The organism is Nesterenkonia sp. AY15, from assembly GCF_022565855.1.
GTDB lineage: Bacteria > Actinomycetota > Actinomycetes > Actinomycetales > Micrococcaceae > Nesterenkonia.
Genome location: NZ_JAJOYV010000004.1, coordinates 138,396 through 163,466, shown reverse-complemented (window position 1 = coordinate 163,466; position 25,071 = coordinate 138,396). Strand labels below are relative to the sequence as shown.

Annotated in this window: 21 protein-coding genes; 17 read left to right on the top strand and 4 right to left on the bottom strand. The window is 66.9% G+C overall.

Annotation, left to right across the window (positions count from 1 at the left end; genetic code table 11):
- Positions 1-4: 4 nt before the first annotated feature.
- Genes LSI54_RS07950 through LSI54_RS07940 form a run of 3 tightly spaced genes read right to left on the bottom strand, consistent with a single transcriptional unit; the run spans position 5 to position 2,825 of the window.
- Entirely contained in the window at positions 5-1,084 is a 1,080-nt protein-coding gene (locus LSI54_RS07950) for a COX15/CtaA family protein (RefSeq protein ID WP_241464908.1), read from the bottom strand.
- 8 nt (positions 1,085-1,092) lie between these two features.
- Positions 1,093-1,854, bottom strand: a complete 762-nt coding sequence (locus tag LSI54_RS07945; protein WP_241464907.1) for an ABC transporter permease — start codon at positions 1,852-1,854, stop codon at positions 1,093-1,095.
- On the bottom strand, positions 1,851-2,825 hold the full coding sequence (locus LSI54_RS07940) for an ABC transporter ATP-binding protein (RefSeq protein WP_241464906.1): 975 nt from the start codon (positions 2,823-2,825) through the stop codon (positions 1,851-1,853). Before LSI54_RS07940 ends, LSI54_RS07945 begins: the two co-directional genes overlap by 4 nt.
- A gap of 162 nt (positions 2,826-2,987) precedes the next feature.
- Between LSI54_RS07940 and LSI54_RS07935 the strand changes: the two genes are divergently transcribed.
- From LSI54_RS07935 to LSI54_RS07860, 16 genes are all read left to right on the top strand, one after another.
- On the top strand, positions 2,988-3,950 hold the full coding sequence (locus LSI54_RS07935) for a helix-turn-helix transcriptional regulator (protein WP_241478098.1): 963 nt from the start codon (positions 2,988-2,990) through the stop codon (positions 3,948-3,950).
- Positions 3,947-5,404 (top strand): Fe-S cluster assembly protein SufB, encoded by a 1,458-nt coding sequence (gene sufB / locus LSI54_RS07930; RefSeq protein ID WP_241471004.1) that lies wholly within the window; start codon positions 3,947-3,949, stop codon positions 5,402-5,404. The genes LSI54_RS07935 and sufB overlap by 4 nt, the downstream gene beginning before the upstream one ends.
- Positions 5,405-5,540: 136 nt before the next feature.
- Positions 5,541-6,830, top strand: a complete 1,290-nt coding sequence (gene sufD / locus LSI54_RS07925; protein WP_241478097.1) for a Fe-S cluster assembly protein SufD — start codon at positions 5,541-5,543, stop codon at positions 6,828-6,830.
- A 107-nt stretch (positions 6,831-6,937) separates the two neighbouring features.
- The gene (gene sufC, locus LSI54_RS07920; RefSeq protein WP_241464902.1) at positions 6,938-7,699 is read left to right on the top strand and encodes a Fe-S cluster assembly ATPase SufC; all 762 of its coding nucleotides are present in this window, start codon (positions 6,938-6,940) and stop codon (positions 7,697-7,699) included.
- A 7-nt stretch (positions 7,700-7,706) separates the two neighbouring features.
- Positions 7,707-9,044 (top strand): SufS family cysteine desulfurase, encoded by a 1,338-nt coding sequence (locus LSI54_RS07915; RefSeq protein WP_241471005.1) that lies wholly within the window; start codon positions 7,707-7,709, stop codon positions 9,042-9,044.
- On the top strand, positions 9,044-9,502 hold the full coding sequence (sufU, locus tag LSI54_RS07910; RefSeq protein ID WP_241464900.1) for a Fe-S cluster assembly sulfur transfer protein SufU: 459 nt from the start codon (positions 9,044-9,046) through the stop codon (positions 9,500-9,502). The genes LSI54_RS07915 and sufU overlap by 1 nt, the downstream gene beginning before the upstream one ends.
- A gap of 89 nt (positions 9,503-9,591) precedes the next feature.
- Complete coding sequence (locus tag LSI54_RS07905; protein ID WP_036476317.1) at positions 9,592-9,924, top strand: metal-sulfur cluster assembly factor; 333 nt, start codon at positions 9,592-9,594, stop codon at positions 9,922-9,924.
- Positions 9,925-10,049: 125 nt separating this feature from the next.
- Positions 10,050-12,992: a helix-turn-helix transcriptional regulator gene (locus LSI54_RS07900; RefSeq protein ID WP_241478096.1), complete on the top strand. Its 2,943-nt coding sequence runs from the start codon at positions 10,050-10,052 to the stop codon at positions 12,990-12,992.
- A gap of 210 nt (positions 12,993-13,202) precedes the next feature.
- Positions 13,203-14,777, top strand: a complete 1,575-nt coding sequence (locus tag LSI54_RS07895) for a polysaccharide biosynthesis tyrosine autokinase (protein ID WP_241478095.1) — start codon at positions 13,203-13,205, stop codon at positions 14,775-14,777.
- 144 nt (positions 14,778-14,921) lie between these two features.
- Positions 14,922-15,665, top strand: coding sequence for a WecB/TagA/CpsF family glycosyltransferase (locus tag LSI54_RS07890; RefSeq protein ID WP_241464897.1), 744 nt, complete (start codon positions 14,922-14,924; stop codon positions 15,663-15,665).
- Positions 15,665-16,621 carry a glycosyltransferase family A protein gene (locus tag LSI54_RS07885; RefSeq protein WP_241478094.1) on the top strand — a complete coding sequence of 319 codons (957 nt, stop codon included), beginning with the start codon at positions 15,665-15,667 and terminating at the stop codon, positions 16,619-16,621. The genes LSI54_RS07890 and LSI54_RS07885 overlap by 1 nt, the downstream gene beginning before the upstream one ends.
- The gene (locus LSI54_RS07880) at positions 16,614-18,116 is read left to right on the top strand and encodes a lipopolysaccharide biosynthesis protein (RefSeq protein WP_241478093.1); all 1,503 of its coding nucleotides are present in this window, start codon (positions 16,614-16,616) and stop codon (positions 18,114-18,116) included. Before LSI54_RS07885 ends, LSI54_RS07880 begins: the two co-directional genes overlap by 8 nt.
- Before the next feature lie 5 nt (positions 18,117-18,121).
- Positions 18,122-19,018: an ATP-grasp fold amidoligase family protein gene (locus LSI54_RS07875; RefSeq protein WP_241475894.1), complete on the top strand. Its 897-nt coding sequence runs from the start codon at positions 18,122-18,124 to the stop codon at positions 19,016-19,018.
- Positions 19,019-19,132: 114 nt separating this feature from the next.
- Positions 19,133-20,029, top strand: coding sequence for an ATP-grasp fold amidoligase family protein (locus tag LSI54_RS07870; RefSeq protein WP_241478092.1), 897 nt, complete (start codon positions 19,133-19,135; stop codon positions 20,027-20,029).
- Positions 20,030-20,156: 127 nt separating this feature from the next.
- Positions 20,157-21,170 (top strand): ATP-grasp fold amidoligase family protein, encoded by a 1,014-nt coding sequence (locus tag LSI54_RS07865; protein ID WP_241478091.1) that lies wholly within the window; start codon positions 20,157-20,159, stop codon positions 21,168-21,170.
- Complete coding sequence (locus tag LSI54_RS07860; RefSeq protein WP_241478090.1) at positions 21,167-22,630, top strand: sugar transferase; 1,464 nt, start codon at positions 21,167-21,169, stop codon at positions 22,628-22,630. The genes LSI54_RS07865 and LSI54_RS07860 overlap by 4 nt, the downstream gene beginning before the upstream one ends.
- Before the next feature lies 1 nt (position 22,631).
- Here LSI54_RS07860 and LSI54_RS07855 read toward each other — a convergent pair whose 3' ends face one another.
- Positions 22,632-23,321: an energy-coupling factor ABC transporter ATP-binding protein gene (locus tag LSI54_RS07855; protein ID WP_241478089.1), complete on the bottom strand. Its 690-nt coding sequence runs from the start codon at positions 23,319-23,321 to the stop codon at positions 22,632-22,634.
- Between the two features lie 65 nt (positions 23,322-23,386).
- Here LSI54_RS07855 and LSI54_RS07850 point away from each other — a divergent pair, with 65 nt between their 5' ends.
- Positions 23,387-24,985: an ABC-F family ATP-binding cassette domain-containing protein gene (locus LSI54_RS07850; RefSeq protein ID WP_241464889.1), complete on the top strand. Its 1,599-nt coding sequence runs from the start codon at positions 23,387-23,389 to the stop codon at positions 24,983-24,985.
- The last annotated feature ends 86 nt before the right edge of the window (positions 24,986-25,071 follow it).

Here is a 25,071-nt window from a genome sequence, read left to right as displayed (position 1 = left end):
TCGCTCAGGACTTCTGCGCCGGCTCCGTCTGTGGCCCAGCTGCAGCAGCTACCGGGGTCAGGGAGCGGGTGAGTCCGCGGGTCACATACCGGGCGCGGTAGCTGTCGAACACGGCGGTCGCGGTGACCACCAGCAGCGCCGAGCCGAGCATGTGCAGCCCGACCAGGATGATCGGCAGGCCGGTGAAGTGCTGGACGTAGCCGATGATCCCCTGGGCGATGATCACGGCCATGAGCCACCAGGCCGAGCGCCGCTGGTTCGGAGCGGTGCTGATCCGGTACTGGCGCACCAGCAGCGCGATCGCCGCGAAGCACAGGACATAGACCGGCGCCACGTGCATCCTGGTCACCAGATCGGGGTCGAAGAGGTGCCGAGGCGATCCGGGGTCACCGGCATGTGGGCCCGTTCCCGTGACCACGGTGCCCAGGAACACCGAGACCCAGGTCGCGGCAAGGATCACCGGGGCCATCGCGGAGGTGACCGCGTCGGAGGCGCCGTGGCTCATCCGGATTCCGGCCACACCGTCGCGCGGCCCCGACTCCTTGGCCGGATCCGCTGCTGGGTCCGCGGCTGAATCCTGCGCAGCGGCGTCCTGCGCGCTGCGCAGCTCCAGACGGATCCGGTTCAGCAGCATGGTCGCGACCATCACGAGGCCTGCGGAGAGCAGGAAGTGCAGCGCCACGATCCACGGGTTGAGGTTCGTCCACACGGTGATACCGCCGATGACCGCCTGCAGCGGGATCCCGGCGAGGATCACCAGGCTCATCCGGAACAGCGGACGGTGGCTGCGTCGCATCCGCAGCAGCGCGAAGAACATCAGCGCACAGATCAGCACCAGCACGTAGGTGAGCAGGCGGTTGCCGAATTCGATCGCCCCGTGCAGGCCCATCTCCTGGGTCGCGACCCAGGACTCGGGCGTGCAGCGCGGCCACTCCGGGCAGCCGAGCCCCGAGGCGGTCAGCCGGACGGCGCCACCGGTCAGGATGATGCCGATATTGCTGATCAGCGTCGCCCAGGCCAGCACCTTGGTGACCCGGGTGATCCGAGTGGGGAGGTTGGTGCGAAAGACTTCGATCGCATTCATCGGGAACTTCATCGCCAGTTGAACCACCTTCGTGCGGCCAGGACGGCCAGCGCGGCCCACCCGGCGAGAATCAGAGCTTCCAGGACAGGGAACGATCCATCGAGTGAGGCGGTGCGCAGTCCTTCACCCAGTGCCGCGGAGGGAAGCAGCAGCAGCAGCGCCCCGGCCCCGTCGTGGTTGAGCGGGAAGACCGAGCCGCCGGCGGCCCCGAGCAGCACCCAGATGACATTGGTCAGCGCCAGCGTCGCCTCGGCGCGCACGGTGCCCGCGAGCAGCAGTCCCAGCGCCGTGAACGCGGTGGCCCCCAGGACGACGACGACGCCCAGCCACAGCAGACCCACCGGGTCGGGGTTCCAGCCCAGGACCAGACCGGCGGTGCCGATCACCACCACCTGGACGGCGACCACCGCCAGCACGGCGATGGCCTTGCCCAGGATCAGGCCCGTGGCCCCCAGTGGTGTCGTCGCCAGGTATGCCAGCACCCCATACTGCCGTTCGAACCCGGTCGCGATGCCTTGACCGGTGAAGGCCGAGGCCATCACGGCCAGCGCCAGCACGCCCGGGGTGATGACGTCGATGCTCGGTGTGGCGGCGGAGGTGATGAGCTCCAGCCGGTGCGCGCCGACGAGGACCAGCAGCGGAAGGATCAGCGAGACGAGCAGCTGCTCGCCGTTGCGCAGCACGTTGCGGGTCTCATAGAGCCCGTGCGAGATGATCCGGCGCATCGCCGGGCGCGGTGCCGGGGCCAGAGGGGCGTGGCTCGTGGTCATGAGACGGAGACCTCCCAGAAGACGTCTTCCAGCGTGCGGGCTTCCATGCGGACCTCCACGGGCATCATGCCGATCAGTTCCCACCAGGCGGCCAGCTCGCGGAGCTGGGTCGGGCCGGTGAGGCTCGGGGTCATCCACGCGGCACCCGGTGCGTTGTCGATGCCGCCGTCGAGCTCGATGCTCACCGGGGCGCTGCCGATCTCAGCACGGGTCAGGGTTCGAGAGGCGGTGAACACCATCCGCCGTGCGGCACCGGTGGCGGTCTCCGAACCGGTCGCACCGGAACCGGTCAGCTCGGCGACGGATCCATGGCGGACCACTTCACCGTCCTTGAGGATGAAGACCGAGTCCGCGAGCTTCTGTGCCTCTTCGAGGAGATGGGTGGTCAGGATGATGCCCATCCCCATCTCGCGGAGCTCCCCGATGAGCTCGAAGACGGTCTGCCGGGACTGCGGATCCAGCCCGGCGGTGGGCTCGTCGAGGAACACCACCTCGGGACGGCCGAGCAGGCTCGCCGCCAGCGCCACCCGCTGCTTCTGTCCGCCGGAGAGGCGTCGGATCGAGGTGCGCAGAAAGTCGCCCATGTCCAGGCGGGAGACCAGGTCTTCCACCGGCCAGGGGTTCTGGTGCAGCGAGGCGACATGCTTCAGCAGCGCGCGGGGCTGAACCGATTGCGGCATGCCGCCGTCCTGGAGCATCACCCCGACCCGGGCGCGGAGCTCGGCGCCCGCGCGGAAGGGATCCTGGCCCAGCAGAGCGACGGTTCCCTGCGACGGATGCAGCAGCCCCTGGGCGCAGCTGAGCGTGGTCGTCTTTCCGGCGCCGTTGGGTCCCAACAGGACCGTGACCTCTCCGGATCGCGCGGTGAGGTCCACGCCCCGCAGGATCTCCTTGAGTCCCTGGGGGCTGCGAGCGGAGCCGACGGCATAGCGCACATGGCGCAGGGTCAGACAGGGTGGATGCTGGGGCACTGCACCAGTCTACATTTCTACACCCCGTAGAAGAGCCCAGGGTCAGCAGAGGCGCGATCGGGCAGCTGAAGCGGGCAGCTGCAGCCGTGCAGTGGGGAAGGTCTCCGCCGACTTAGGTCCACCTTGCTGGCGGCTTTGTTCTGAATAGGTCAGAATAGGGTCATGTATTCCACCGCTTCCGAGTCTGCAGCCGCAGATGCTCAGTCACGCGATGTGGATGCGCCTGTCTCCGACGCTCCGGTGCCCGACGCTCCGGGTGAGACGATCCGCGACGCGGAGAGCACGACCCGCCAGCGGGTCTTGCAGCTGGTGGTCGAAGAAGGCCCGATCAGCGCCGCCGCGCTGGGCAGCGAGCTGCAGCTGACCGCTGCCGCGGTGCGTCGCCATCTCGATGCGATGACCGAACAGGGAATCCTCGAGGTCAAGAACATCACCACCCGTCGCCGCGGCGCGGGCCGCCCCTCTCGACGCTATGTCGTCTCTCAGCGCGGCCAGCGCACCATGGGTGACGACTACCTGGGCCTGGTCAAGACCGCGCTGTCGCTGCTGCAGGACACCAGCGCCGGATCCCTCGAGGCAGGCGCCGCCGCCGAGGACGCGTCGACCCAGGGGGCCGCCGCGGGCCTGGCGCGGGAGTACTTCGCCGGCTTCGAGCAGCGCTGGGAGCAGGAGCTCGCTGAGATCGTGGACCTCGACCAGCGCACCGACCGGCTCTCCCAGCTCTTCAACGACGAAGGGTTCGCCGGGTTCACTCGCCTGGTGGGTCGGGACAACCCCCTTCTGGCCATGCAGTCCACGCAGCTGTGCCAGGGTCACTGCCCGATCCGGGAAATAGCCGCGGCCCATCCGGTGTTCTGTGAGGAGGAGACCGATATGATCTCCCGCCTGCTCGACGTCGATGTCAGGCGGCTCTCCACCCAGGCGGCCGGAGCCCACGTCTGCACCACTCATGTGCCGGTAGGTCGCGAGAAGCTCGCCGCTGAGCAGCGGGAACGCGCCGCAGCAAGCGCAGAGGCAGAACTACAGATCAGCGCCGCAGCCGGTGCGACACATCAGTCGCGCAAGGTCAGCGGCGGACGAAGACGAATCGTCATCTCCCCCCGTCAACAAGAGAGGTTGTCATGACCGAGCAGATCCAGCGCGAAAAGGACCAGGGGGTCACCTCCGACATCCTGGAGCGCAACCCCGAGCTCCACGGCATCGGTTCCTACGAATACGGCTGGTCGGACTCCGACACCGCCGGAGCCAACGCCAAGCGTGGCATCGATGAGTCGGTCGTGGAGGACATCTCCTCCAAGAAGAGCGAACCCGAGTGGATGCTCAAGCTGCGCAAGAAGGGCCTGAAGTACTTCGAGCGCAAGCCCATGCCGATGTGGGGCGCAGACCTCTCGGGCATCCACTTCGACAACATCAAGTACTTCGTGCGCTCCACCGAGAAGCAGGCGAAGACCTGGGAAGACCTCCCCGAGGACATCCGCAACACCTATGAGCGGCTCGGAATCCCCGAGGCCGAGCGTGAGCGTCTGGTCTCCGGCGTCGCAGCCCAGTACGAGTCGGAGGTCGTCTACCACCAGATCCGTGAGGATCTGGAGGAGCAGGGCGTCATCTTCATGGACACCGACACCGCGCTGAAGGAGCACCCCGAGTTCTTCGAGGAGTACTTCGGCTCGGTCATCCCGGTCGGCGACAACAAGTTCGCCGCACTGAACACCTCGGTCTGGTCCGGCGGATCATTCGTCTACGTCCCCAAGGGCGTGCACGTGGAGATCCCGCTCCAGGCCTACTTCCGGATCAACACCGAGAACATGGGTCAGTTCGAGCGCACGCTGATCATCGCCGACGAGGACTCCTACGTCCACTACATCGAAGGCTGCACCGCGCCGATCTATGACTCCGACTCCCTGCACTCAGCAGTGGTGGAGATCGTGGTGAAGAAGAACGCCCGGGTGCGTTACACCACCATCCAGAACTGGTCCACCAACGTCTACAACCTGGTGACCAAGCGCGCCGTGGTCGACGCCGGCGGCACCATGGAGTGGATCGATGGCAACATCGGCTCCAAGGTCACCATGAAGTACCCGGCCGTCTACCTCACCGGTGAGCACGCCAAGGGTGAGACGCTCTCGGTGGCCTTCGCCGGCGAGGGTCAGCACCAGGACACCGGTTCCAAGATGGTCCACATGGCGCCGAACACCTCCTCGACCATCGTGTCGAAGTCGGTGGCCCGCAACGGCGGCCGCGCCGCCTACCGCGGTCTGGTCCAGATCAACGCGGGAGCGAAGAACTCCGCGAACTCGGTGGTCTGTGACGCCCTGCTGGTGGACACGATCTCCCGGTCGGACACCTACCCCTACATCGATATCCGCGAGGACGATGTCACCCTGGGTCACGAGGCCACGGTCTCCAAGGTCTCCGAGGACCAGCTGTTCTACCTCATGGCCCGCGGGCTCGCCGAGGACGAGGCCATGGCCATGATCGTGCGCGGCTTCATCGAGCCGATCGCCCGTGAGCTGCCCATGGAATACGCCCTGGAGCTCAACCGTCTGATCGAGCTGCAGATGGAAGGCTCGGTGGGCTGACCACCCCCGTCGACGCAGTCCACCCAGCCGCTCGGGGTCACGTACACCGGGCGGCTGGGGCCTGCCGCCCACTGAGCAGCCTCAGTCGAACCGCGCATCAGAAACACGCGCATCAGAAACAAGGGAAGAGAAACACATGAAGAATTCCGCGTCCGCCGATCAGGCGGAACAGGTCGCAGGAGTCGAGGTCGGGGAAGCCCGCATCACGATCCCAGGCATGAGCGAGGAGGGCGAGAACCTCGCCACCGCCCATGAAGAGACCGAACACACCCATGGCGGCCTCGGCGAGTCCACCGTCAAGGCCAAGACCGGCGGCTCACGAGCCGACCGCACCACCAGCCTGAACGTGGCTGACTTCGCCGTGCCCACCGGGCGCGAAGAGGAGTGGCGCTTCTCGCCGCTGAAGAAGCTCGGCCGCGTCCTCTCCGACGCCGCCACCCAGACCCCCGTGACGCTGAAGGTGCGCAACCTGGCTGACGGCGTCACCCGCGGTGAGCTCGCGAAGGCCCAGTCCCCGCGCGGCACCGTGTTCTCGGCGGCCGACCGCGCCGCGGTCGTCGGCTACAGCCAGACTGCGCAGGCCGACTACATCTCGGTCGCCGCCGACACCGAGCTCAGCGAGCCGGTGTTCCTCGACATCACCGGTGAGGCCGCCGGGCACCGCGCCAACGGCCACCTCGTGCTCGAGGCTGGAGCCCACTCCAAGGCGGTCTTCGTGATGGAGCACCGCGGCTCCGCCGACGCGAACCTCAACGTGGAGGTCATCGTGCGCGACGGCGCCGACGTCACCGTGGTCTCGCTGCAGCGCTGGGACGACGACGCCGTCCACGTGGGCCAGCAGGATGCTGAAGTCGGCCGCGACGCCAAGTACAAGCACGTCTCGGTCACCCTCGGCGGCGAGGTCGTCCGGATGAACTCCAACGTCCGCTACGCGGCCGAAGGTGCGGAAGCCTCGATGTACGGCCTCTACTTCGCCGACGCCGGGCAGCACCTGGAGCACCGCAGCTTCGTGGACCACAACTCCCCGCGGAACACCTCCAACGTGCTCTACAAGGGTGCGCTGCAGGGCCAGGACGCGCGCACCGTCTGGGTCGGCGATGTGCTGATCCGCAAGGCCGCCGAAGGCACCGACTCCTATGAGAAGAACCAGAACCTGATCCTCTCCGACGGCGCCCGCGCCGACTCGATCCCGAACCTGGAGATCGAGACCGGCCTGATCGAGGGAGCCGGCCACGCCTCCTCGACAGGGCGCTTCGATGAGAACCACCTCTTCTACCTGATGGCTCGCGGCATCCCGGAGAAGGAGGCCCGCCAGCTCGTGGTCCGCGGCTTCCTCAATGAGATCGTCCAGGCCATCGGCGTGGAGTCGATCGAGGAAACCGTCCAGCAGGACCTGGAGAACGAACTGAAGATCGCCGGCTTCTAGAGTCACCCGGCTTCTAGACGCACCGGCCGCAGGGAATCCGCCGGCTGCCGCGGCTCGCTCGCTCCACCACCAGCACTTTCACGAACCAAGCAAAGGACACGCAAAGAATGTCTACTCTCGCGATCAAGGACCTGCACGTCTCCATCGAGACCGAGCAGGGCTCCAAAGAGATCCTCAAGGGCGTCACCCTGACCATCAAGTCCGGTGAGATCCACGCCATCATGGGCCCCAACGGCTCCGGCAAGTCCACGCTGGCCGCCACCATCGCCGGCCACCCCCGCTACAAGGTGACCTCGGGCACCATCATGCTCGACGACGTCGACGTGCTGGAGATGTCCGTGGACGAGCGCGCCCGGGCCGGCCTGTTCCTGGCCATGCAGTACCCCGTCGAGGTCCCCGGTGTGACCATGACGAACTTCCTGCGCACCGCGAAGACCGCCATCGACGGCGAGGCTCCGAAGCTGCGCACCTGGGCCAAGGACGTCCGCGGCGCCATGGAGAAGCTCAAGATCGACGCCGACTTCGCCAACCGCAACGTCAACGAAGGCTTCTCCGGCGGTGAGAAGAAGCGCGTGGAGATCCTGCAGATGGAGCTGTTCAGGCCGAAGTTCGCGGTCCTCGACGAGACCGACTCGGGTCTGGACATCGACGCCCTGCGCGTGGTCTCCGACGGCGTGAACCGTGCGCACTCCGAGAACGACATGGGCACGCTGCTGATCACCCACTACACCCGGATCCTGAACTACATCACCCCGCAGTTCGTCCACGTCTTCGTCGACGGCCGAGTCGCAGAGCAGGGTGGACCCGAGCTGGCCGACGAGCTCGAGGCCAACGGCTACGATCGCTTCCTCGCCCCCGCCCAGGCCTGAGCGAATCATGTTGAATCCAGACACCATCAGGGCTGACTTCCCGCTGCTGACCCGCACGGTCCGCGGCGGGAAGCCGCTGGTGTACCTGGACTCCGGGGCCACCGCGCAGAAGCCGCAGCAGGTCATCGACGCCGAGTCTGCGTTCTACGCGCAGACCAACGCCGCGGTGCACCGCGGAGCACACCAGATCGCCGAGGAGGCCACCGAGGCCTACGAGGCCTCCCGCGCCGTGGTGGCGGAGTTCGTCGGCGCCGATGAGGATGAGATCGTCTGGACCAAAAACGCCACCGAGGCGCTGAACCTGGTGGCCTACGGGTTCCTCAACGCCAGTCTCGCCGGCGCAGCCGCTCCCGGCAGCCCTGCCGCCGAGGTGGTGGCATCCGAGGCGCGCCAGCGCTATGCGCTCACCCCCGGCGACGAGATCGTGGTGACCGAGGCGGAGCACCATGCGAACCTGGTGCCCTGGCAGCAGCTGGCGCACAAGACCGGGGCCACCCTGCGCTGGATCGGCGTCACGGCCGAAGGACGCCTGGACCCGGAGACCTTCTCGGTGATCGGGGAGCGGACCCGGGTGCTGGCCATCACCCACGCCTCGAATGTGACCGGGGCGATCACCGATGTGGACGCCCTGGTGGCGCGCGCGCGAGCCGTCGGCGCCTATGTGGTGCTCGACGCCTGTCAGACCGCGGCGCACATGCCGGTGGACCTGCACGCGCTCGACGTCGACTTCGCCGCCTTCTCCGCGCACAAGATGGTGGGTCCCACCGGCGTCGGCGCCCTCTACGGCAAGCGCGAGCTGCTCAACGACCTGCCGCCCTTCCTCACCGGAGGCTCGATGGTCGAAGTCGTGACCATGGACTCCACCAGCTTCATGCCCCCGCCGCAGCGCTTCGAGGCCGGCACACAGATGGTGGCTCAGGTCGTCGGGTTCCGTGCCGCGGTCGATTACCTGCGCGAGCTGGGCATGGATCAGGTCGCAGAACATGAGAAACAGATGACCCGGCAGCTGCTTGACGGCATCGCCTCGGTGCCCGGGGTCCGGGTGCTGGGACCGCAGGACGCGACCGACCGGCTCGCCGTCGTGGCCTTCGAGGTGGACTCGGTGCACCCGCACGACGTCGGCCAGGTGCTCGACAACGCCGGGGTGGCCGTGCGTGTGGGTCACCACTGCGCGCAGCCGATCCACCGACGCCTCGGCGTCCACGCCTCCGCTCGGGCCTCGGCCGGGGTCTACACCACCTCCGCGGACATCGAGGCATTCATCGACGGGCTGCACGAGGTCCGCAGGTTCTTCGCGACGCCCTCGGCCACGGGAAGCCTCGACTCCGCAGCGGGAGGTCACTGATGGCCGATGCGATGGAGCAGCTCTATCAACAGGTCATCCTCGACCACGCCCGGGTGCGGCAGGGTGAGGGTGAGCTCACCGAATACGGCGGGGAATCCTTCCAGATCAATCCCACCTGCGGAGATCAGGTCACCCTCCGGGTGCAGCTTGACCCGGCGGGGGAGACGATCCAGGCCCTCGGCTGGACCGGCCAGGGCTGCTCGATCTCCCAGGCCTCGCTCTCGGTCATGCACGAGCTTGTGATCTCGCAGCCGGTCACCCGCGCCGAGGAGCTCGGTGGATACTTCCGTGAGCTGATGGCAGCGCGCGGCAGGGAGCTGGATCCCACGCGCCTGGAGGCGCTGGAGGACGCCTCGGCCTTCACCGGTGTGGCACGCTATCCTGCACGGATCAAGTGTGCTCTGCTGGGATGGATGGCGCTGCGCGACGCACTGGTCCAGGCCCGCGGCAGGGCATAGACCCTTGACCTACAACGTTGGAACCAGCAGATGATCGAACATAGACCACCGCACGTACGCGCAAGAACGTCGAAGGAAAGGAGAGCGCCATGAGTGACGCTGTCACCGCGGCCCAGACGCCGCTTGAAGATGTCGAGGAAGCCCTCAAGGACGTCATCGACCCCGAGCTCGGAATCAACATCGTGGACCTCGGTCTGCTCTACGGCCTGCACTACGCCGAGGACGGTGCACTGCTCATCGACATGACGTTGACCACCGCCGCCTGCCCGCTCACCGATGTTCTGGAGGAGCAGGTCGGACAGCACGTCGGCTCCCTGGTCGACGAATGGCGGCTCAACTGGGTCTGGATGCCGCCGTGGGGCCCCGAGAAGATCACCGACGATGGTCGCGAGCAGATGCGCGCCCTCGGTTTTAACATATAGATTTGAACTAAAGCCTTGCCAGGTCTTTTCCTGGGAAGAAGCGTGACATAGGCTGGACCGAAGCAGGTGGCATCCATGTCTGTACCCTGAAGCAGGCAGGATGCCGCCTGTGCAAGGGAGCTTATATGTCACGATTGAACAGGTTTCTGGGCCGGGAATCAGAGCTGGAACTCATCGCGGCGGCGGCGGAGGCCGTTCATTCCTCCTCCGACCCGCGATTCATTCTGATCGAAGGCCCTCCAGGTATAGGCAAGACGTCCTTGCTCAATGAGGCCGTGGCTCGACTCTCGGGTTGGTCGCGAGCGAATGTATACCTCGACGTCGCCGATCGGGCGACGCCGGGGTATGCCGCTGTGCGCCTGCTCCACAAGCCGCAGCGCTCCCGCGCGCCCACCGACGGCGAGGGACTCGCGGCGCTGGTCCAGGAGCAGACAGATGGGATCCGCGAACCCGTCGCGCTGGTCATCGAGGACCTGCAGTGGATGGACTCGCTCTCTGCGGCCGTGATCTACCAGACGATCCGTGAGGTCGAGGACGTCCCGATGCTCTCGCTGGTGACCAGCCGCCCCACCACGCGTCCCGACCTGCTGCCTCTGGAGCGCTACACCGCGACAGCCGGTGAGGCGCTGCGCATCGAGCTGGAGCCCTTCAGTCGAGCAGAGGTCCGTGAGCTGCTCCAGCGGGAGACGGGTCTCCCGATCAGCGCCAATGTTGCGGCGCGGGTCCATGACGCCACCGGCGGTTTTCCGTCGTTTGTGAGCTATGTCATCGACACGCTCACCGCCCCGGAGGAGGCGATCACCGCCGCGGCGCTGGACCGTGCGCTGGAGGGACTTGGCCGGGGCGCGGGTCCTGCGGAGTCTCAGCGGCTCCGCATCCGGCAGATCTTCGAGGAGGCTCCTGCCGATGTGCAGCAGGTGCTGGCGCTGCTGGCCCTGTCCCGCTATCCGCTCGCGGACCACGAGATTCGGGAACTGCTCGGTGTCGCATCCGTCGACGTCGAGGCGCTCCGCAATTCCAGCCTCGTCCAGGAGTCGGCGAAGTCCGGCCGATTCTGCCTGCAGCACAGAATCTTCCAGCAGTGCCTGGTCGTCGATCTTCCGCGCGAACAGCGCGTGGACCTGCACATGCGCCTTGCCCGCGTCCACGCGGGCACCTCTGCGGCCCGGCACCAGGCCGAAGCCGCGCTGCTGGATCCCTCGGTGGGAGATCGCCCCGCGATCGTCGCGGCCCTCACCGATGCCGCGCGCGCCGCCAGCCGCGCCGGCGACAATGCCGAGACTCTTGAGCTGAGCCGGCTCGCCTTCGAGGTGGACCGATCCGGCGCCACGCTGGAGGTGCTCTCCTTCGCCGCGATGCGCGCAGGCACCAGGGTCGACATCGACTCGACGATCAGCTGGGCGCACAGTCATGACAACGTCCACCCGGTGCTGCGACGCGGGATCCTCGCGCGCGAGAGCCTGATCCGTGGCGATCTGGAGAGCACACTGGGCTTCCTGGCCGGCGGCGAAGGGCTGGCCGAGGCATCTCCCCAGGCGCTCCTGTGCTATGCCGACACGGTCCTGACCGCGTCGCGCACCGCTGGCCTTCGCGGATCCTACTGGCACCTCTTCCAGGTGGCTGAGCGCACCGTCGAGGTGCTGCAGCTGCTCGAAGCGAAGCTAGAAGCCGACGATCCAGCCGTGCGCACCCGGATGGCGACGCCCGAACAGCTCCTGGCCGAGACCCGCGGGCTGAGGGTCAGTCTGCAGCTCTGGCGGCTGCTCGAAGACATGGACGCCGCCCAGCCCGAGTCGTTCTCCCGGGAGGTCGAGACGCTTCTCGATGAGGTCAGACGTGTTCCTGGCACGGAATCCGCGCAGATGGTGCTGCTGGTGGCGCGAGGCGCGCTGCTGCGCACCGCAGGTCGTCTCACTGAGGCGTATGCCGACCTGATCGCCGCGATCGAGAACTGGCCCGGCCGCAATCGTCGCGCGCTGGCTCAGGCCGAGATACACATCACCTACCTGCTCTTCGAGGCCGGGCTGTGGTCCGAGGCGCAGGACTTTGCGGAATCGGCCGCAGCCGAGGTGCTGGACATCAGTGAAGAAAATGTCGCACCGGTGGCCTTCAACGCCGCTCACCTCGTGCCGGCAGCGCGCGGGCAGCGCGCGGCGCAGAACTGGCCCTTCGACCTGCGCGCGCATGTCCGCCGAATGACCGACACCAGTCTCGGCCGCGCGGGACGAGGGTTCGTCGAGGCCTGGGGGGCCACGTCGGCCCAGGACCACGAGCGAGTGGTCAGCAGCGTTCTCGGGCTGCAGGCGGAGCTCAACATCTGGTCCCGCGCACTCACGCCGGCGGTGCTGCTGGGAAGGTCACTGTTCCACAGCGGCAGGGCACAGGCGCTGCCGGCGCTGATCAGCACGATCCGTGCAGACGAGCACTCCTCCACCGCTCAGCGCGAGTATGTACTGCGGCATCTGCGCGGACTGGCAGCCTTGGGGGCCGGCAAGCACGCGACAGCCTATGAACACCTCAGTGCCGCGATGTCCACGATCTCGGCGATTCCTGCGCTGAAATCGACCCATGTGCCCGGTGATGGCGGTGCGCTCAGCATCTACCGCGGCCTCCTCGCACTGGACCTCGGGCACTGTGTGGCGCTCGGCAGGGATTCTCTGCAGGAAAAGGTCGAGCAGACGTCGGAATGGGTGCTCTGGGCCGGTTCGATGTTCCAGGGATGCGGCGCGGATGGACTCTTCCATCAGGCCGATGAGGTCTTCCAGACGCTGCGCAAGCCGGCGGGAGTCGCGGGGACCACTGAGCGCGCCCGGATGATCGATCTGCCCGAGGGGCTCAGTTCCAAGGCCCGGTTTGCGCTGACCGGGCTGACAAACCGTGAACGGGAGATCGCCCTGATGGTGGGTCAAGGCCTGTCAAACAAGGACGTGGCCGAGGAGCTCGTCCTCTCGGTGCGCACCGTGGAGTACCACGTGGCGAACGCCCTGGGGAAGCTCGCGCTGGAATCTCGCCACGCCCTGCGTCGGATGCTCCAGGATGAGGCCGAAAGCGGCCTGCGCAGCGCCTGAGCCGGTTCGACGCCCCCCCCCTGACCTGGTTGAAGATCTCACCACGGGGAATCACGGGGGTTCCCCCGTAGTCCCTGCGGGGGTTCGCCCATCACTGTGACGCAGGACCCACCTCCCGGCCTAGCGTGGTCAACGCACCGTACAGGCGCCCCTCCGTTCCAGGGGCGTCTGCACGGTGACCACTGACCTTGCACCGGGAAGTTGTCACTTATGGCCTTGCACAATTTTGTGCGCATCTGCCGCCGTCGTTGGGCGTCGATTCTGCTCACTCCGGTGATCGCCGTGCTCTTCGCGGCCGCCATCTACGTCTTGCAGCCGGTCACCTACGAGTCCACGACCAAGATCTATGTCTCTGCCGCGACCGGTGAGAGTCTCGAGGAGCTCCAGCGGGGCAGCACCGTTGTGGGACAACGGGTCAAGAGCTACGCAGACCTGGTCACGACCCCGGCGGTGCTGGATCCCGTGGTCGAGGATCTGCGACTGCCGATGTCGAGCTCACAGCTCGCCGAGAGCATCGACGCAGAGGTGCCCCGCGGCACCTCGCTGCTGGAGATCACCGCGACCGCAGACGAGGCTCAGGCAGCGGCAGACATCGCCAACTCCACGGTGACCAGCCTGCAGACCCTGGTGAACGAGATCGAAGGTCCAGGCGAGGATCCTGGCTCAGACGGTGAAGTCCTCGTCGAACTTTCAGTGGTGCAGGACGCCGTGGCGTCTGCCCATCCACAGGGACCGCGGCTGGAGCTCGTCCTGGGAACAGGCCTAGCGGTCGGGATCCTCCTCGGTCTCGGACTGGCCTTCCTGCGCGAAGCCCGCGACACGTCGGTGCGCACTCCCCGCGACCTCAAGGACCTCACAGCCGCGCCGCTGCTGGGCGTCACCAAGGGCGCGCCGACGGTGACGACTCAGGGGGATCGAACCGACCCGAGGTCGGTGGAGGCGGTGGCGTCCTTCCGGGAGATGCGCATGCGGCTGATGTTCGGCAAGTACCTCGACTCACCGAGCTCCTATGTGATCACCAGTTCGGTGGAGGGGGAGGGTCGCACCACCGTTGCGGTGAACCTGGCCCGATCCCTGGTGGAAGGTGGCCGCCGCACCCTGCTGATCGGAGCGGATTTCGCGAACCCCGACATCGTGCACTGGTTTCGCACCAGCACCTCGGGCGGGGGCCAGCTGACCGACCTCACCCCTGCTGGACTGAACGAGGTGCTGTCCGGGAGCGCCTATTTCGAAGATGTGATCATCACCGATGCGGAACCGGGTCTCGACATCCTGCCCGCCGGCCGGGGAGCGGACCACGGCCTGGAGGCCTGCGCCCTCGATGCCATGGCCACCCTGCTTGAAGGCTGCGCCGAGACCTATGACGTCACCATCATCGATACTCCTGCGCTGCTGAGCCAGTCCGCTGCCGCTCTGCTTGCCCAGATCACGACCGGCGTCATCGTGGTGGCCCGCTACGGAGAGGTCTCGCGGGCGCAGCTGAGCGCCGGGCTCGAACTGCTGACCCGAGCCCGCGCCCGACTCGTCGGAGTGGTGTTCACCGGTGTTCCCCCGCGTGGACCTGACAGCCTCCAGGACCGTCGACCCCCTGGGTCACGCCGGCGACGTCGCGGTGGCGGACGTGGACGTGACGGAGATCCCGGCGACTCCGGACAGGGCCTGAGCGCCCGGGCCTCCGGGCTCTCCTCGGCGCGGCGTCGTCGGCTCCCCGACGGCACGCTGGCGCTCTCCGAGGCTGCCCCGGGCAGTGCGCACATCTTCACCCTCCCGCAGGACAGGACGTGATCTGCGTTCATGGCTTCTCCGACCCCAGATCCCGCCACCGCCTTCCCGGCGGTGAGCCCTGCTCCTGCGCTCCAGACAGGTGATACAGCACCGCATCAGCGCACCGTCACATGCACCATCGATTCATCCACGAGGAGATCTCTGATGACTGTCATCCCGTCCCTGAATGTTCCGCTGCTCAACGTCGATGTCACTCCGCTGCGCAGAGAAGAACTTCTGGACCATATCCGCGACGCCGCCCGCGAACACCGTCGGATGCTCGTCGCCGGCCACAATCTTCACTCCGTCTATCTCTGGTACAGCCTGCCGGAGTTCCGCGACTTCTATGACCGGGCTGGGGCCGTCGTCGTCGACGGCATGCCGCTGCTGGCCCTGATGCGGCTCGGGCTCCGGGTGCCGCTTCGCACCGAGCACCGCATCGGATCCACCGACTGGGTGGAGGGCCTGGCGGACCTGGAAGGCATCCATCGCGTGTCTCTGCTCGGCGGCACGCCGGCCGCCAGCGACGCAGTGCTGAAGCATCTGAGCTCACTGGACGGCGAGGTGGACTGGCAGGCCATTCCCGGTGACCCGTGGCGAGCGGAGAACATCGAAGAGGTAGCCGCCAGCATTCGGGATCACGATCCGCAGGTTCTGCTGATCGGCATGGGCATGCCGCTGCAGGAGCGCATCGCCGATGAGCTGGCCTCGCGCGTGGACGTCCCGGTGATCGCCACGGTGGGAGGCGCACTGGACCAGCTGGGAGGCACCCAGTCGCTCGCCCCACGCCGGCTCGGAGCGATGGGCCTGGAGTGGGCGTGGCGACTGGCCACAGACCCGCGTCGACTCGCCGGACGCTATCTCCTGGAACCCATGAAGCTCGCCGCCCTGCTGATGTGGAGGGCGTGATGAGCATCGACACCCCCTCCCGGATCGACGCCGCGAGGCGCGGGCCGTTCACCGCTGAGCTCTACGAGTACACCGAACCTCAGCACGCCCGGTCCTTGACCGCGATCATCCCTACAGTAGGGCGCCGCTCGCTCAAGCGGGCCGTCCGGTCGGTGCTGCGCCAGACCTGGGACACCACAGTCCTGGTGGTCCTCGACCGGCCCGAGAACGCCGCCAGCGTCGAGAAGCTGCTCACCGGGCTGCCGCACATCATGGTCCTCACCCCAGGAGGGCTCGGGGGAGCCGGTGCCCGCAACCTCGGGGTGCGCAGCGCCAGCACGACGCATGTGGCCTTCCTCGACGACGACGACGAGTGGGTCTCTGAGAAGGCCGCCCTGCAGATGGCGGTGGTGGACGACAACACCGTGCTGAGCTCGCGCTCGCTGCTCGTGGGATCGTCGAGTCGAGTGGTCCCCGAGCGGCTCTACCAGGCAGAGGGCGAGGACGCGGAGGCGGTGGTGGACTACATCCTCGACCGCTCCACGCTGCGGCTGCGGCGAACCTTCATGCAGACCTCCTCGCTGCTGTGCAGCAGGTCCACCGCGCTGGAGGTCCCCTGGAACGACGAGCTGACCCGGCACCAGGACTGGGACTGGCTCGCAAGGCTCGAAGCGGCCGGCAAGACGCTGACGATGCTGCCCGAGGTGCTGGTGCGAGTGCACCAGGCCAGCGTCGGCTCCATCTCGCGCAGCGCGGACTGGCAGGCCAGCTCACGCTGGCTCGACTCGATAGGCACCGAGATCTCGGAACGCTCCCGCGCCGACTTCCAGGCCTCGGTGGTGGCGCGGGACGCCTTCGCGTCCGGAGCCTGGAACCAGGGTGTCCGACAGCTGGCGAAGTGCCTGCGGGCTCGCCCACATGCGGCGGCCGTCGTGGTCGCCATGTCCGGGATGCTGCAAGTCGGTGGGCATGACTGAAGAGACAGTACACGCCGCATCGGTGAACCCGGGGCCGCCGAGACCGGGGCCGCACCGAAGCTGGACCGCGATGTTTGCGCGGACCGCTGGTCTGCGCATCGCCGTGCTGCCGATCAGCGCGCTCTGTGCACTGACCACGGCGGGACTCACCGTGCACTATGCCGGGGTGCTTGCGTTCGGATTCATCACCCTGGTCGCCCAGCTGCAGCTTGCTCTCCCGTTCGCCGATCTCGGCATGGGAGCGGCCGTGGCTCGAGCGGTGGCCCGGGTTGATGGTTCGGCACGGGCCGCAGAGGAGGTCCGCACCCTCATCAGACGCACCGCCCTGCTGCTGCTCGCGGTGGGACTTCTCGGTGCCACGGCCGCGGCGCTGAGCGGGGTGTATGGATTCTGGTCCAGAGTCTTTGAAGTTCCTGAAACACTCGCCCCACAGGTCGACCTGGTCATGAGTCTGGTATTGGGGGTCTTCTTCCTGAGCCTTCCGCTGGGGATCGCGGAGCGAGTGCTGGTGGGTCGAGACCGTTCGGATGTTCTCGTCCTGCTCGGTCTGCTCCCCTCGGTCGGAAACGTGCTGGTCGTCTACGCCCTCGGACAGCTGGGAGTGCCCGTCGCCTGGCTGGCGCTCGGGCTGCCGCTGAGCACGCTCGGCTTCCTCGGCGTCTGCGGCTACCTCGCCTTCCTGCACCCGCGCATCGGCATCCGTACGATCCTCATACCGGAGCGATCCGCGAACGAGAACCCCGTGGACGGCTGCCCCGTGCCTGCTGAACACGACGAGCGCCGTGAGGAGATCGCCGAGGGGACGTCGATCAGACTCATCCTGCTTGGCGGGCTCCCAGTGCTGCTGGCCACCGCCGGGATGGTCCTCTCCGAGCAGCACGGCAGGCTGGTCCTGGCCAGTGCAGCCACAGCCCTGGACCTGAGCGAATACGCCATCGCCCTGCAGCTCTACATGCCGATCTACTCGGTCCTCTATATGGCCGCGACGGTGCTCTGGCCGCGCTTCGCCGTGGACCCGAGTCCACAGCTCTGGCGACGAGCGAATCTGTTGCTCACCGGGCTCGGCGCCTGCGCTGCTCTGGGCTTCATCATCTTCGCCCGGCCCGTGGCAGGTCTCGTCACCGGCGGCGCTCTCGTACCTTCCTGGGGCGTCGTCCTCGGTCTCGGAGCGGCCCTCGTCGCGCAGGCCGCACATCTGACCCAGACCAATCTCTTCACCGACCGCCGTGGATTCTGGCGCCAGGCGGCGATGTCACTGGTGCTGCTCATCCTGGTCGTGCCGGGCACCTTGTTCGGGATACAGCTGGGGCTGGGCCCCGCAGCTCCGGGAGTCTCGATGGCCCTGGGAGTGACTCTCGCCCAGGTCATCCCGGGACTTCTCATGGCCTCCAGGCTTGTCCGCCACCCGCGCACGGAAGCACCCGCTGCCCCACCAGCCACCGACCCTGCACCAGCACCGATGCCTGCCGTGCAGGCAGCTCCCCTAGAGAGGTAATGACCATGCACTCCTCCTTGCGCAGGCTGCTGACCCCCATCCCTGATCCCGTTCTGCGGCAGATCATGTACCGCCGCAGGTTCGGACGGTGGGGGAACTTCAAGAAACCTTCGCGGTTCACCGAGTTCCTGACCCAGCGGATGCTTAAGGACCGCAGTCCGGAGATCGCCTGGACCTGCGACAAGCGTGCGATGAAGGAGTACGCCGCCGAGCGAGCACCCTGGATCAACGTGCCAGAGACGCTGTGGCACGGCACTGATCTGAACGAGCTCGATCTCTCGACGCTGCCCGATCACTGGGTGATCAAGCCGAACCATCGAAGCAAAGCCGTCTATATGGGGGATCGCAGCACGACCCTGGCGGACCTGCGCCGGGTGACCAAGGGATGGCTGCGCCCGTATGACCGGATCGCGGTGGGGGAGTGGGCCTACGGACAGGCGCGGCGTGAGCTCATCATCGAGCCGAGGATCGGGGACGGAGCTCCGCTGAGGGAACTCAACATCTTCGTCTTCCACGGCCGCTTCCAGATCCTGCACACCGACTTGGGACGCTTCAGGAACAATTTCGCGGAGGTGTTCTACAACCGCGACTGGGAGCCCCTGGACATCACCAATGGCGGACCTCGGGGAGCTGTAGAGCCACGGCCGGAGAAGTTCGACGAGATGGTGCGTGCGGCGGAGACGCTCGGTGCTGGCTACGACTTCATGCGCGTGGATCTGTCCACCATCGACGGCGAAGTGTGGTTCGGGGAGCTGACCCCCTACCCCTCCGGCGGGATGGATCTCTTCACTCCGGAGTCGGTGGATCTGCAGCTGGGCGCCTGGTGGGCTGGATTCGACACCGTCAAGGAGTACCCGGAAGAGCTGCGAGGCCTGACCGAGGAGGCGCCATCTCTCCCATGATCACCCAGACCACCCCGGCAGGCATCTGCGTCAGATGAATCTGTCCACCACTCACCGACCCTGCACCAGCACCGATGCCTGCCGTGCAGGCCGCTCCCCAGAAAGGCAATCACCATGCACCCCTCAGTCCGGCGACTGCTGACCCCCATCCCTGATCCGTTACTGCGGCAGATCATGTATCGCCGCAGGTTCGGACGGTGGGGGAACTTCAAGAAACCTTCGCGGTTCACCGAGTTCCTGACCCAGCGGATGCTTAAGGACCGCAGTCCGGAGATCGCCTGGACCTGCGACAAGCGTGCGATGAAGGAGTACGCCGCCGAGCGAGCACCCTGGATCAACGTGCCAGAGACGCTGTGGCACGGCACTGATCTGAACGAGCTCGATCTCTCGACGCTGCCCGATCACTGGGTGATCAAGCCGAACCATCGAAGCAAAGCCGTCTATATGGGGGATCGCAGCACGACCCTGGCGGACCTGCGCCGGGTGACCAAGGGATGGCTGCGCCCGTATGACCGGATCGCGGTGGGGGAGTGGGCCTACGGACAGGCGCGGCGTGAGCTCATCATCGAGCCCAGGATCGGCGACGGCCTCCCGCTCACAGACTTCAAGATCTTCGTCTTTCATGGGCGAGCGCGGATCCTGCACACCGACCTGGACAGCTTCTCGGGTCCCTTCGAGGAGGTGTTCTACGACCGCGACTGGGAGCCCCTGGACATCACCTGTGAACTCCCACGAGGGGCGGTCGCTTCCCGCCCGAAGAACTTCGAGGACATGATGCGCGCGGCGGAGACGCTCGGTGCTGGCTACGACTTCATGCGCGTGGACCTCTACAACCTTGAAGGGGAGCTGTGGTTCGGGGAGCTGACCCCCTACCCCTCCGGCGGGATGGATCTCTTCACTCCGGAGTCGGTGGATCTGCAGCTGGGCGCCTGGTGGGCTGGATTCGACACCCTCAAGGAGTACCCGGAAGAGCTGCGAGGCCTGACCGAGGAGGCGCCATCTCTCTCATGATCACGCAGACCACCCCGGCCGGCAGCCGCAGCCGAGAACAACCGGAACCGACGACAGCTGCGCCCATGGTCCTCACACGCTCCTCGATGCCTGCCTGACAGTCCGCTCCCCTTGAAAGGTAATCACCATGCACCCCTCAGTCCGGCGACTGCTGACCCCCGTCCCAGATCCGTTACTGCGGCAGATCATGTATCGCCGCCGATTCGGACGCTGGGGAAACTTCAAGAAACCTTCGCGGTTCACCGAGTTCCTGACCCAGCGGATGCTTCAGGACCGCAGTCCGGAGATCGCCTGGACCTGCGACAAGCGTGCGATGAAGGACTGCGCCGCCGAGCGAGCACCCTGGATCAACGTGCCAGAGACGCTGTGGCACGGCACCGATCTGAACGAGCTCGATCTCTCGACGCTGCCTGACCACTGGGTGATCAAGCCGAACCATCAATGCAAGGCCGTGTACTTCGGGGATCGCAGCACGACCCTGGCGGACCTGCGCCGGGTGACCAAGGGATGGCTGCGCCCGTATGACCGGATCGCGGTGGGGGAGTGGGCCTACGGACAGGCGCGGCGGGAGCTGATCATCGAACCGCGCATCGGTGACGGTGCGCCACTGATCGACTACAAGTTCTACGTCTTTCACGGGCAGCTGAAGATACTGCACACCGACGTCGGACGTTTCACCGACGACTTCACGGAGGTGTTCTACAACCGCGAGTGGGAACCGCTCGACATGACCAACGAGGCTCCAATCGGTGCGGCTGTTCCGCCACCGAAGAACTTCGGCGAGATGGTCCGCGCTGCGGAGACTCTCGGTGCTGGATATGACTTCATGCGTGTGGACCTCTACAACCTTGATGGCGAAGTGTGGTTCGGCGAGCTCACTCCCTACCCCTCCGGCGGAATGGATCCCTTCAGCCCGGGCGCGGTGGATCTCCAGCTCGGCGCCTGGTGGGCTGGATTCGACACCGTCAAGGAGTACCCGGCAGAGCTGCCGCGCATCATCAACGCGGCCAATGCGGTCTCGTCAGCTGGCACGGTCGATCTGCACCACACCGTCATCTTCCACAGTGCCACCGATCCTGCCGACCTTGTTGTTCCCGGCCGCCTTCCCGTCCGGGCAGAGAAAGAGGGGGCTGTTCCATGACCAGCCAGCCCTCTTCTGCGGTGAACATCGCCAGCGCGGAGCCGAGACTCGGTTGGATGGGCTCACCGGCGGGCCCCGCCTCGGCGCGCCGCTGGCAGCGAGGCTACGCCAGGCGGCTGGTGGTCACGGATCTCACGGTCATCGCCGGTGTCCTGACCGTGGTCCACCTGTTGGCGCTGCCCGAAGCGCCGGTGGTCACCACCGCTGTGCTCGGTGTGCTCTGGATCGCCGCGCTCAGCGTGAGCCGGTCCCGGGATTGGCGGCATATCGGGGCTGATGTCACGGAATACCGGAGAGTGCTGGTCGCCACGCTCACGAGCTTCGGTCTGTTGTTCACCGCGCTGGTCGCTCTCGACCTGGCCGTCGCCCGCGAACACCTCATCTGGTCGCTGCCGATCGGGACGATCGCCGTGCTGCTGGCTCGTTGGCTGTGGCGCCGGATGCTCCACGCCCAGTGGCGTCGAGGAAAGTGGACCCATCGTGCCGTGGTGGTGGGAAATCCTCGAAAGGTCCGTCATGTCGTCTCGGCAGTGCGGGGATCCAAGACGGTCACCGGCACCACCGTCACGGCGATCCACGAGGTCCAGGGCGATCACACCGTTGCTGACGTCGAGACCCGGGAGCGCGTCGTCGCGCAGATCGTGGACGTCGTCACCCGCAGCGCCGCTGATCTGGTGCTGCTGACGGAGACGGACCTGTTCTCCGCCCAGGGGGTACGGGAGCTGGGGTGGGCGCTGGACGCGCTGGATGTGAACCTCGTCGTGGTGCCCTCCATCACAGAGACTGCCGGCTCGCGGATCACTTCCAACATGGTCGCAGGAGTCCCCCTGCTGCACGTGGCCTACCCACGACTGACCGGGACGGCGCGGCTGACCAAGCGCACCTTCGACGTCGTCTTCTCCGCGCTGGCGCTGCTGATGCTTGCCCCGCTGCTGATCACCATCGCGCTCTGGGTCCGGCTGGACAGCCCAGGACCGGTGCTCTTCCGGCAGGAGCGCGTCGGGATCAATCACTCACGGTTCTCGATGCTCAAGTTCCGCTCCATGGTGGTCGACGCCGAAGAACATCTCTCGCTGCTGGAGGAGCGTTCGGAAGGCAACGGGGTGCTCTTCAAGATGCGCAGGGATCCTCGGGTCACCCGGATCGGTGCAGTGCTGCGCCGGCTGAGCCTGGATGAGCTGCCGCAGTTCTACAACGTGCTGCGCGGGGAGATGTCAGTGGTGGGGCCGCGCCCGCCGCTGCCCCGTGAGGTGGAGGCCTACGACGACCACACGCACCGGCGGCTGCTGGTCAAGCCCGGGATCACCGGGCTGTGGCAGGTGGCCGGTCGCTCGGACCTCTCCTGGGAGGAGAGCGTGAGGCTGGACCTCTACTACGTTGAGAACTGGACGCTGCTGGGAGACATTCAGATCGTGCTGCGCACCGCGCGGGCGGTCTTCGGCGGGGCCGGGGCCTACTGACTCAGAGTGCGCCCGCGCTCTCGCGGTAGCGGGCGATCGCCGGGGCGGGCGCGTCGTCGGCGATGAGCCGGCCCGCTTCGAAGACCAGCACCCGTTCGGCTCGCGCCGCGAGCTCGAGGTCATGGGTGGCCACGATCATCGGCGCGTCGAGACCCATCAGCAGCTCGGTGAACTCCACGGTGCTGCGCAGATCCAGCAGGGTGGTGGGCTCATCGGCCAGGACCAGCTCCGGCTCGGCAGCCAGGACTCCGGCGAGGGCGACCTTCTGCCGCTCTCCGGAGGAGAGGTCATAGATGCTCGAATCCTCACGGTCCCCGAGCCCCATGGTGTCCAAGATCTCACGACTGCGCTCACGCCGCCCTGCGGCCGATCTGACGCTGCGGCGCAGCGAGAACGCGATGTCCTCACCGACCACCGGCATGATCAGTTGAGCCTGCGGGTTGGCGAAGATGAACCCGGAGCGCACGCCAGCAGGCCTGAGCTGGAGGGATCCCTGCGAGGGCGCCACCAGACCGGCGATCAGACGCAGCAGCGTGGACTTGCCCGAGCCGTTGGCGCCGATCACGGCGATCCGGTGCTGGTGCAGAGTCAGGGTCAGTGGATGCAGGATCCGGCGTCTCCCGCCCTCGGCCGTATCGACGTCGAATGCGACGGCATCGAGCGTCGTCGTTACACTAGAGAGGTTGTCCACCAAACCCACCCATCTGAAATTGTCAGGCCGACGCACTCTGTTCGGCCCGAAGGGAAGCTGCACCGTTGATCAGCGTATCCAATCTTGAACTCCGCGCCGGCGCGCGCCTGCTGATGGACGAGGTCAACTTCCGGATCGACTCCGGTGACAAGGTCGGGCTCGTCGGTCGCAATGGCGCGGGCAAGACGACGATGACCAAGGTGCTGGCCGGGCTGACCCAGCCCGCCGCCGGCCATGTGGAGCGCCGCGGCAGCATCGGCTACCTGCCGCAGGACCCCAAGATCGACGATATGGAGCAGCTCTCACGCGACCGAATCCTCTCAGCCCGCGAGCTCGACGTGATCACCACGAAGCTGCGCCAGGCCGAGCAGGACATGATGAGCACCGACGACGCCGTGCGGGACAAGGCCATGACCCAGTACGGGAAGGTCCAGACCCGGTTCGACGCCGCCGGCGGCTACTCCGCCGAGGCCGAGGCCGCCATGATCTGCAACAACCTGGACCTGCCTGAACGGATCCTCACCCAGCCGCTGAAGACCCTCTCCGGCGGTCAGCGCCGCCGCGTGGAGCTCGCCCGGATCCTCTTCTCCGACGCCGACACGCTGCTGCTGGATGAGCCCACCAACCACCTCGACGCCGACTCCATCGTCTGGCTGCGCGATCACCTGCAGAACTACGCAGGGGGAGTCCTGATGATCTCCCACGACGTGGACCTCATCGAGTCCACCGTGAACAAGGTCTTCTACCTCGACGGCAACCGCACCACGCTCGATGTCTACAACATGGGCTGGAAGAAGTACCTGGTCCAGCGCGAGCAGGATGCCGCTCGGCGTAAGCGGGAATACGCCAACGCGGAGAAGAAGGCCAGCACGCTGCGCTTCCAGGCCGAGAAGATGCGCGCCAAGGCCACCAAGGCCGTCGCCGCCCAGTCCATGCTCAAGCGCGCCGACCGGATGATGGCCGGACTTGAAGGGGAGCGGGCCGCCGAGCGGGTGGCGAACATCCGCTTCCCCGCCCCGTCCTCCTGCGGCAAGACCCCGCTCATGGCCGAGGGACTCTCGAAGTCCTATGGCTCGCTGGAGATCTTCACCGGGCTCGACCTCGCGATCGACCGCGGGTCCCGCGTGGTGATCCTGGGCTACAACGGCGCGGGCAAGACCACGCTGCTGCGCCTGCTTGCCGGGGCCGCCGAGGCAGACTCCGGACGGGTCATCTCCGGCCACGGACTCAAGCTCGGCTACTTCGCCCAGGAGCACGACACCCTCGACACCGAGAGCTCGGTGCTGGAGAACATGAAGACCGCCGCCCCGTTCCTCAACGACACCGATCAGCGGAAGATCCTCGGGTCCTTCCTGTTCTCCGGCGACGACGTCAGCAAGCCCGCCTCGGTGCTCTCCGGCGGCGAGAAGACCCGCCTGGCGCTGGCCTCGCTGGTGGCCTCCAGCGCGAACGTGCTGCTGCTGGACGAGCCGACGAACAACCTGGACCCGGCCAGCCGCGAGGAGATCCTCGCCGCGCTGCGCACCTACGAGGGCGCCGTCGTCCTGGTCAGCCACGACCCGGGTGCTGTCGAGGCGCTGAGCCCCGACCGAGTTCTGCTGCTGCCCGATGGCGAGGAAGACCTCTACACCAAGGAATACGAAGACCTCATCACGCTCGCCTGAGCTTCGGCTGGCCTGGTCCGACCTGTCGCCTCGGACCGGGCACAGAACTCACCCGCTGGCAGCTCGACGAGGAATCCGAGCAGCGG

Coding starts and splice junctions, on each gene's coding strand:
- LSI54_RS07950 (WP_241464908.1), bottom strand. CDS start 1,084: ATGAATGCGATCGAAGTCTTTCGCACCAACCTCCCCACTCGGATCACC.
- LSI54_RS07945 (WP_241464907.1), bottom strand. CDS start 1,854: ATGACCACGAGCCACGCCCCTCTGGCCCCGGCACCGCGCCCGGCGATG.
- LSI54_RS07935 (WP_241478098.1), top strand. CDS start 2,988: ATGTATTCCACCGCTTCCGAGTCTGCAGCCGCAGATGCTCAGTCACGC.
- sufB (WP_241471004.1), top strand. CDS start 3,947: ATGACCGAGCAGATCCAGCGCGAAAAGGACCAGGGGGTCACCTCCGAC.
- sufD (WP_241478097.1), top strand. CDS start 5,541: ATGAAGAATTCCGCGTCCGCCGATCAGGCGGAACAGGTCGCAGGAGTC.
- sufC (WP_241464902.1), top strand. CDS start 6,938: ATGTCTACTCTCGCGATCAAGGACCTGCACGTCTCCATCGAGACCGAG.
- LSI54_RS07915 (WP_241471005.1), top strand. CDS start 7,707: ATGTTGAATCCAGACACCATCAGGGCTGACTTCCCGCTGCTGACCCGC.
- sufU (WP_241464900.1), top strand. CDS start 9,044: ATGGCCGATGCGATGGAGCAGCTCTATCAACAGGTCATCCTCGACCAC.
- LSI54_RS07905 (WP_036476317.1), top strand. CDS start 9,592: ATGAGTGACGCTGTCACCGCGGCCCAGACGCCGCTTGAAGATGTCGAG.
- LSI54_RS07900 (WP_241478096.1), top strand. CDS start 10,050: ATGTCACGATTGAACAGGTTTCTGGGCCGGGAATCAGAGCTGGAACTC.
- LSI54_RS07895 (WP_241478095.1), top strand. CDS start 13,203: ATGGCCTTGCACAATTTTGTGCGCATCTGCCGCCGTCGTTGGGCGTCG.
- LSI54_RS07890 (WP_241464897.1), top strand. CDS start 14,922: ATGACTGTCATCCCGTCCCTGAATGTTCCGCTGCTCAACGTCGATGTC.
- LSI54_RS07885 (WP_241478094.1), top strand. CDS start 15,665: ATGAGCATCGACACCCCCTCCCGGATCGACGCCGCGAGGCGCGGGCCG.
- LSI54_RS07880 (WP_241478093.1), top strand. CDS start 16,614: ATGACTGAAGAGACAGTACACGCCGCATCGGTGAACCCGGGGCCGCCG.
- LSI54_RS07875 (WP_241475894.1), top strand. CDS start 18,122: ATGCACTCCTCCTTGCGCAGGCTGCTGACCCCCATCCCTGATCCCGTT.
- LSI54_RS07870 (WP_241478092.1), top strand. CDS start 19,133: ATGCACCCCTCAGTCCGGCGACTGCTGACCCCCATCCCTGATCCGTTA.
- LSI54_RS07865 (WP_241478091.1), top strand. CDS start 20,157: ATGCACCCCTCAGTCCGGCGACTGCTGACCCCCGTCCCAGATCCGTTA.
- LSI54_RS07860 (WP_241478090.1), top strand. CDS start 21,167: ATGACCAGCCAGCCCTCTTCTGCGGTGAACATCGCCAGCGCGGAGCCG.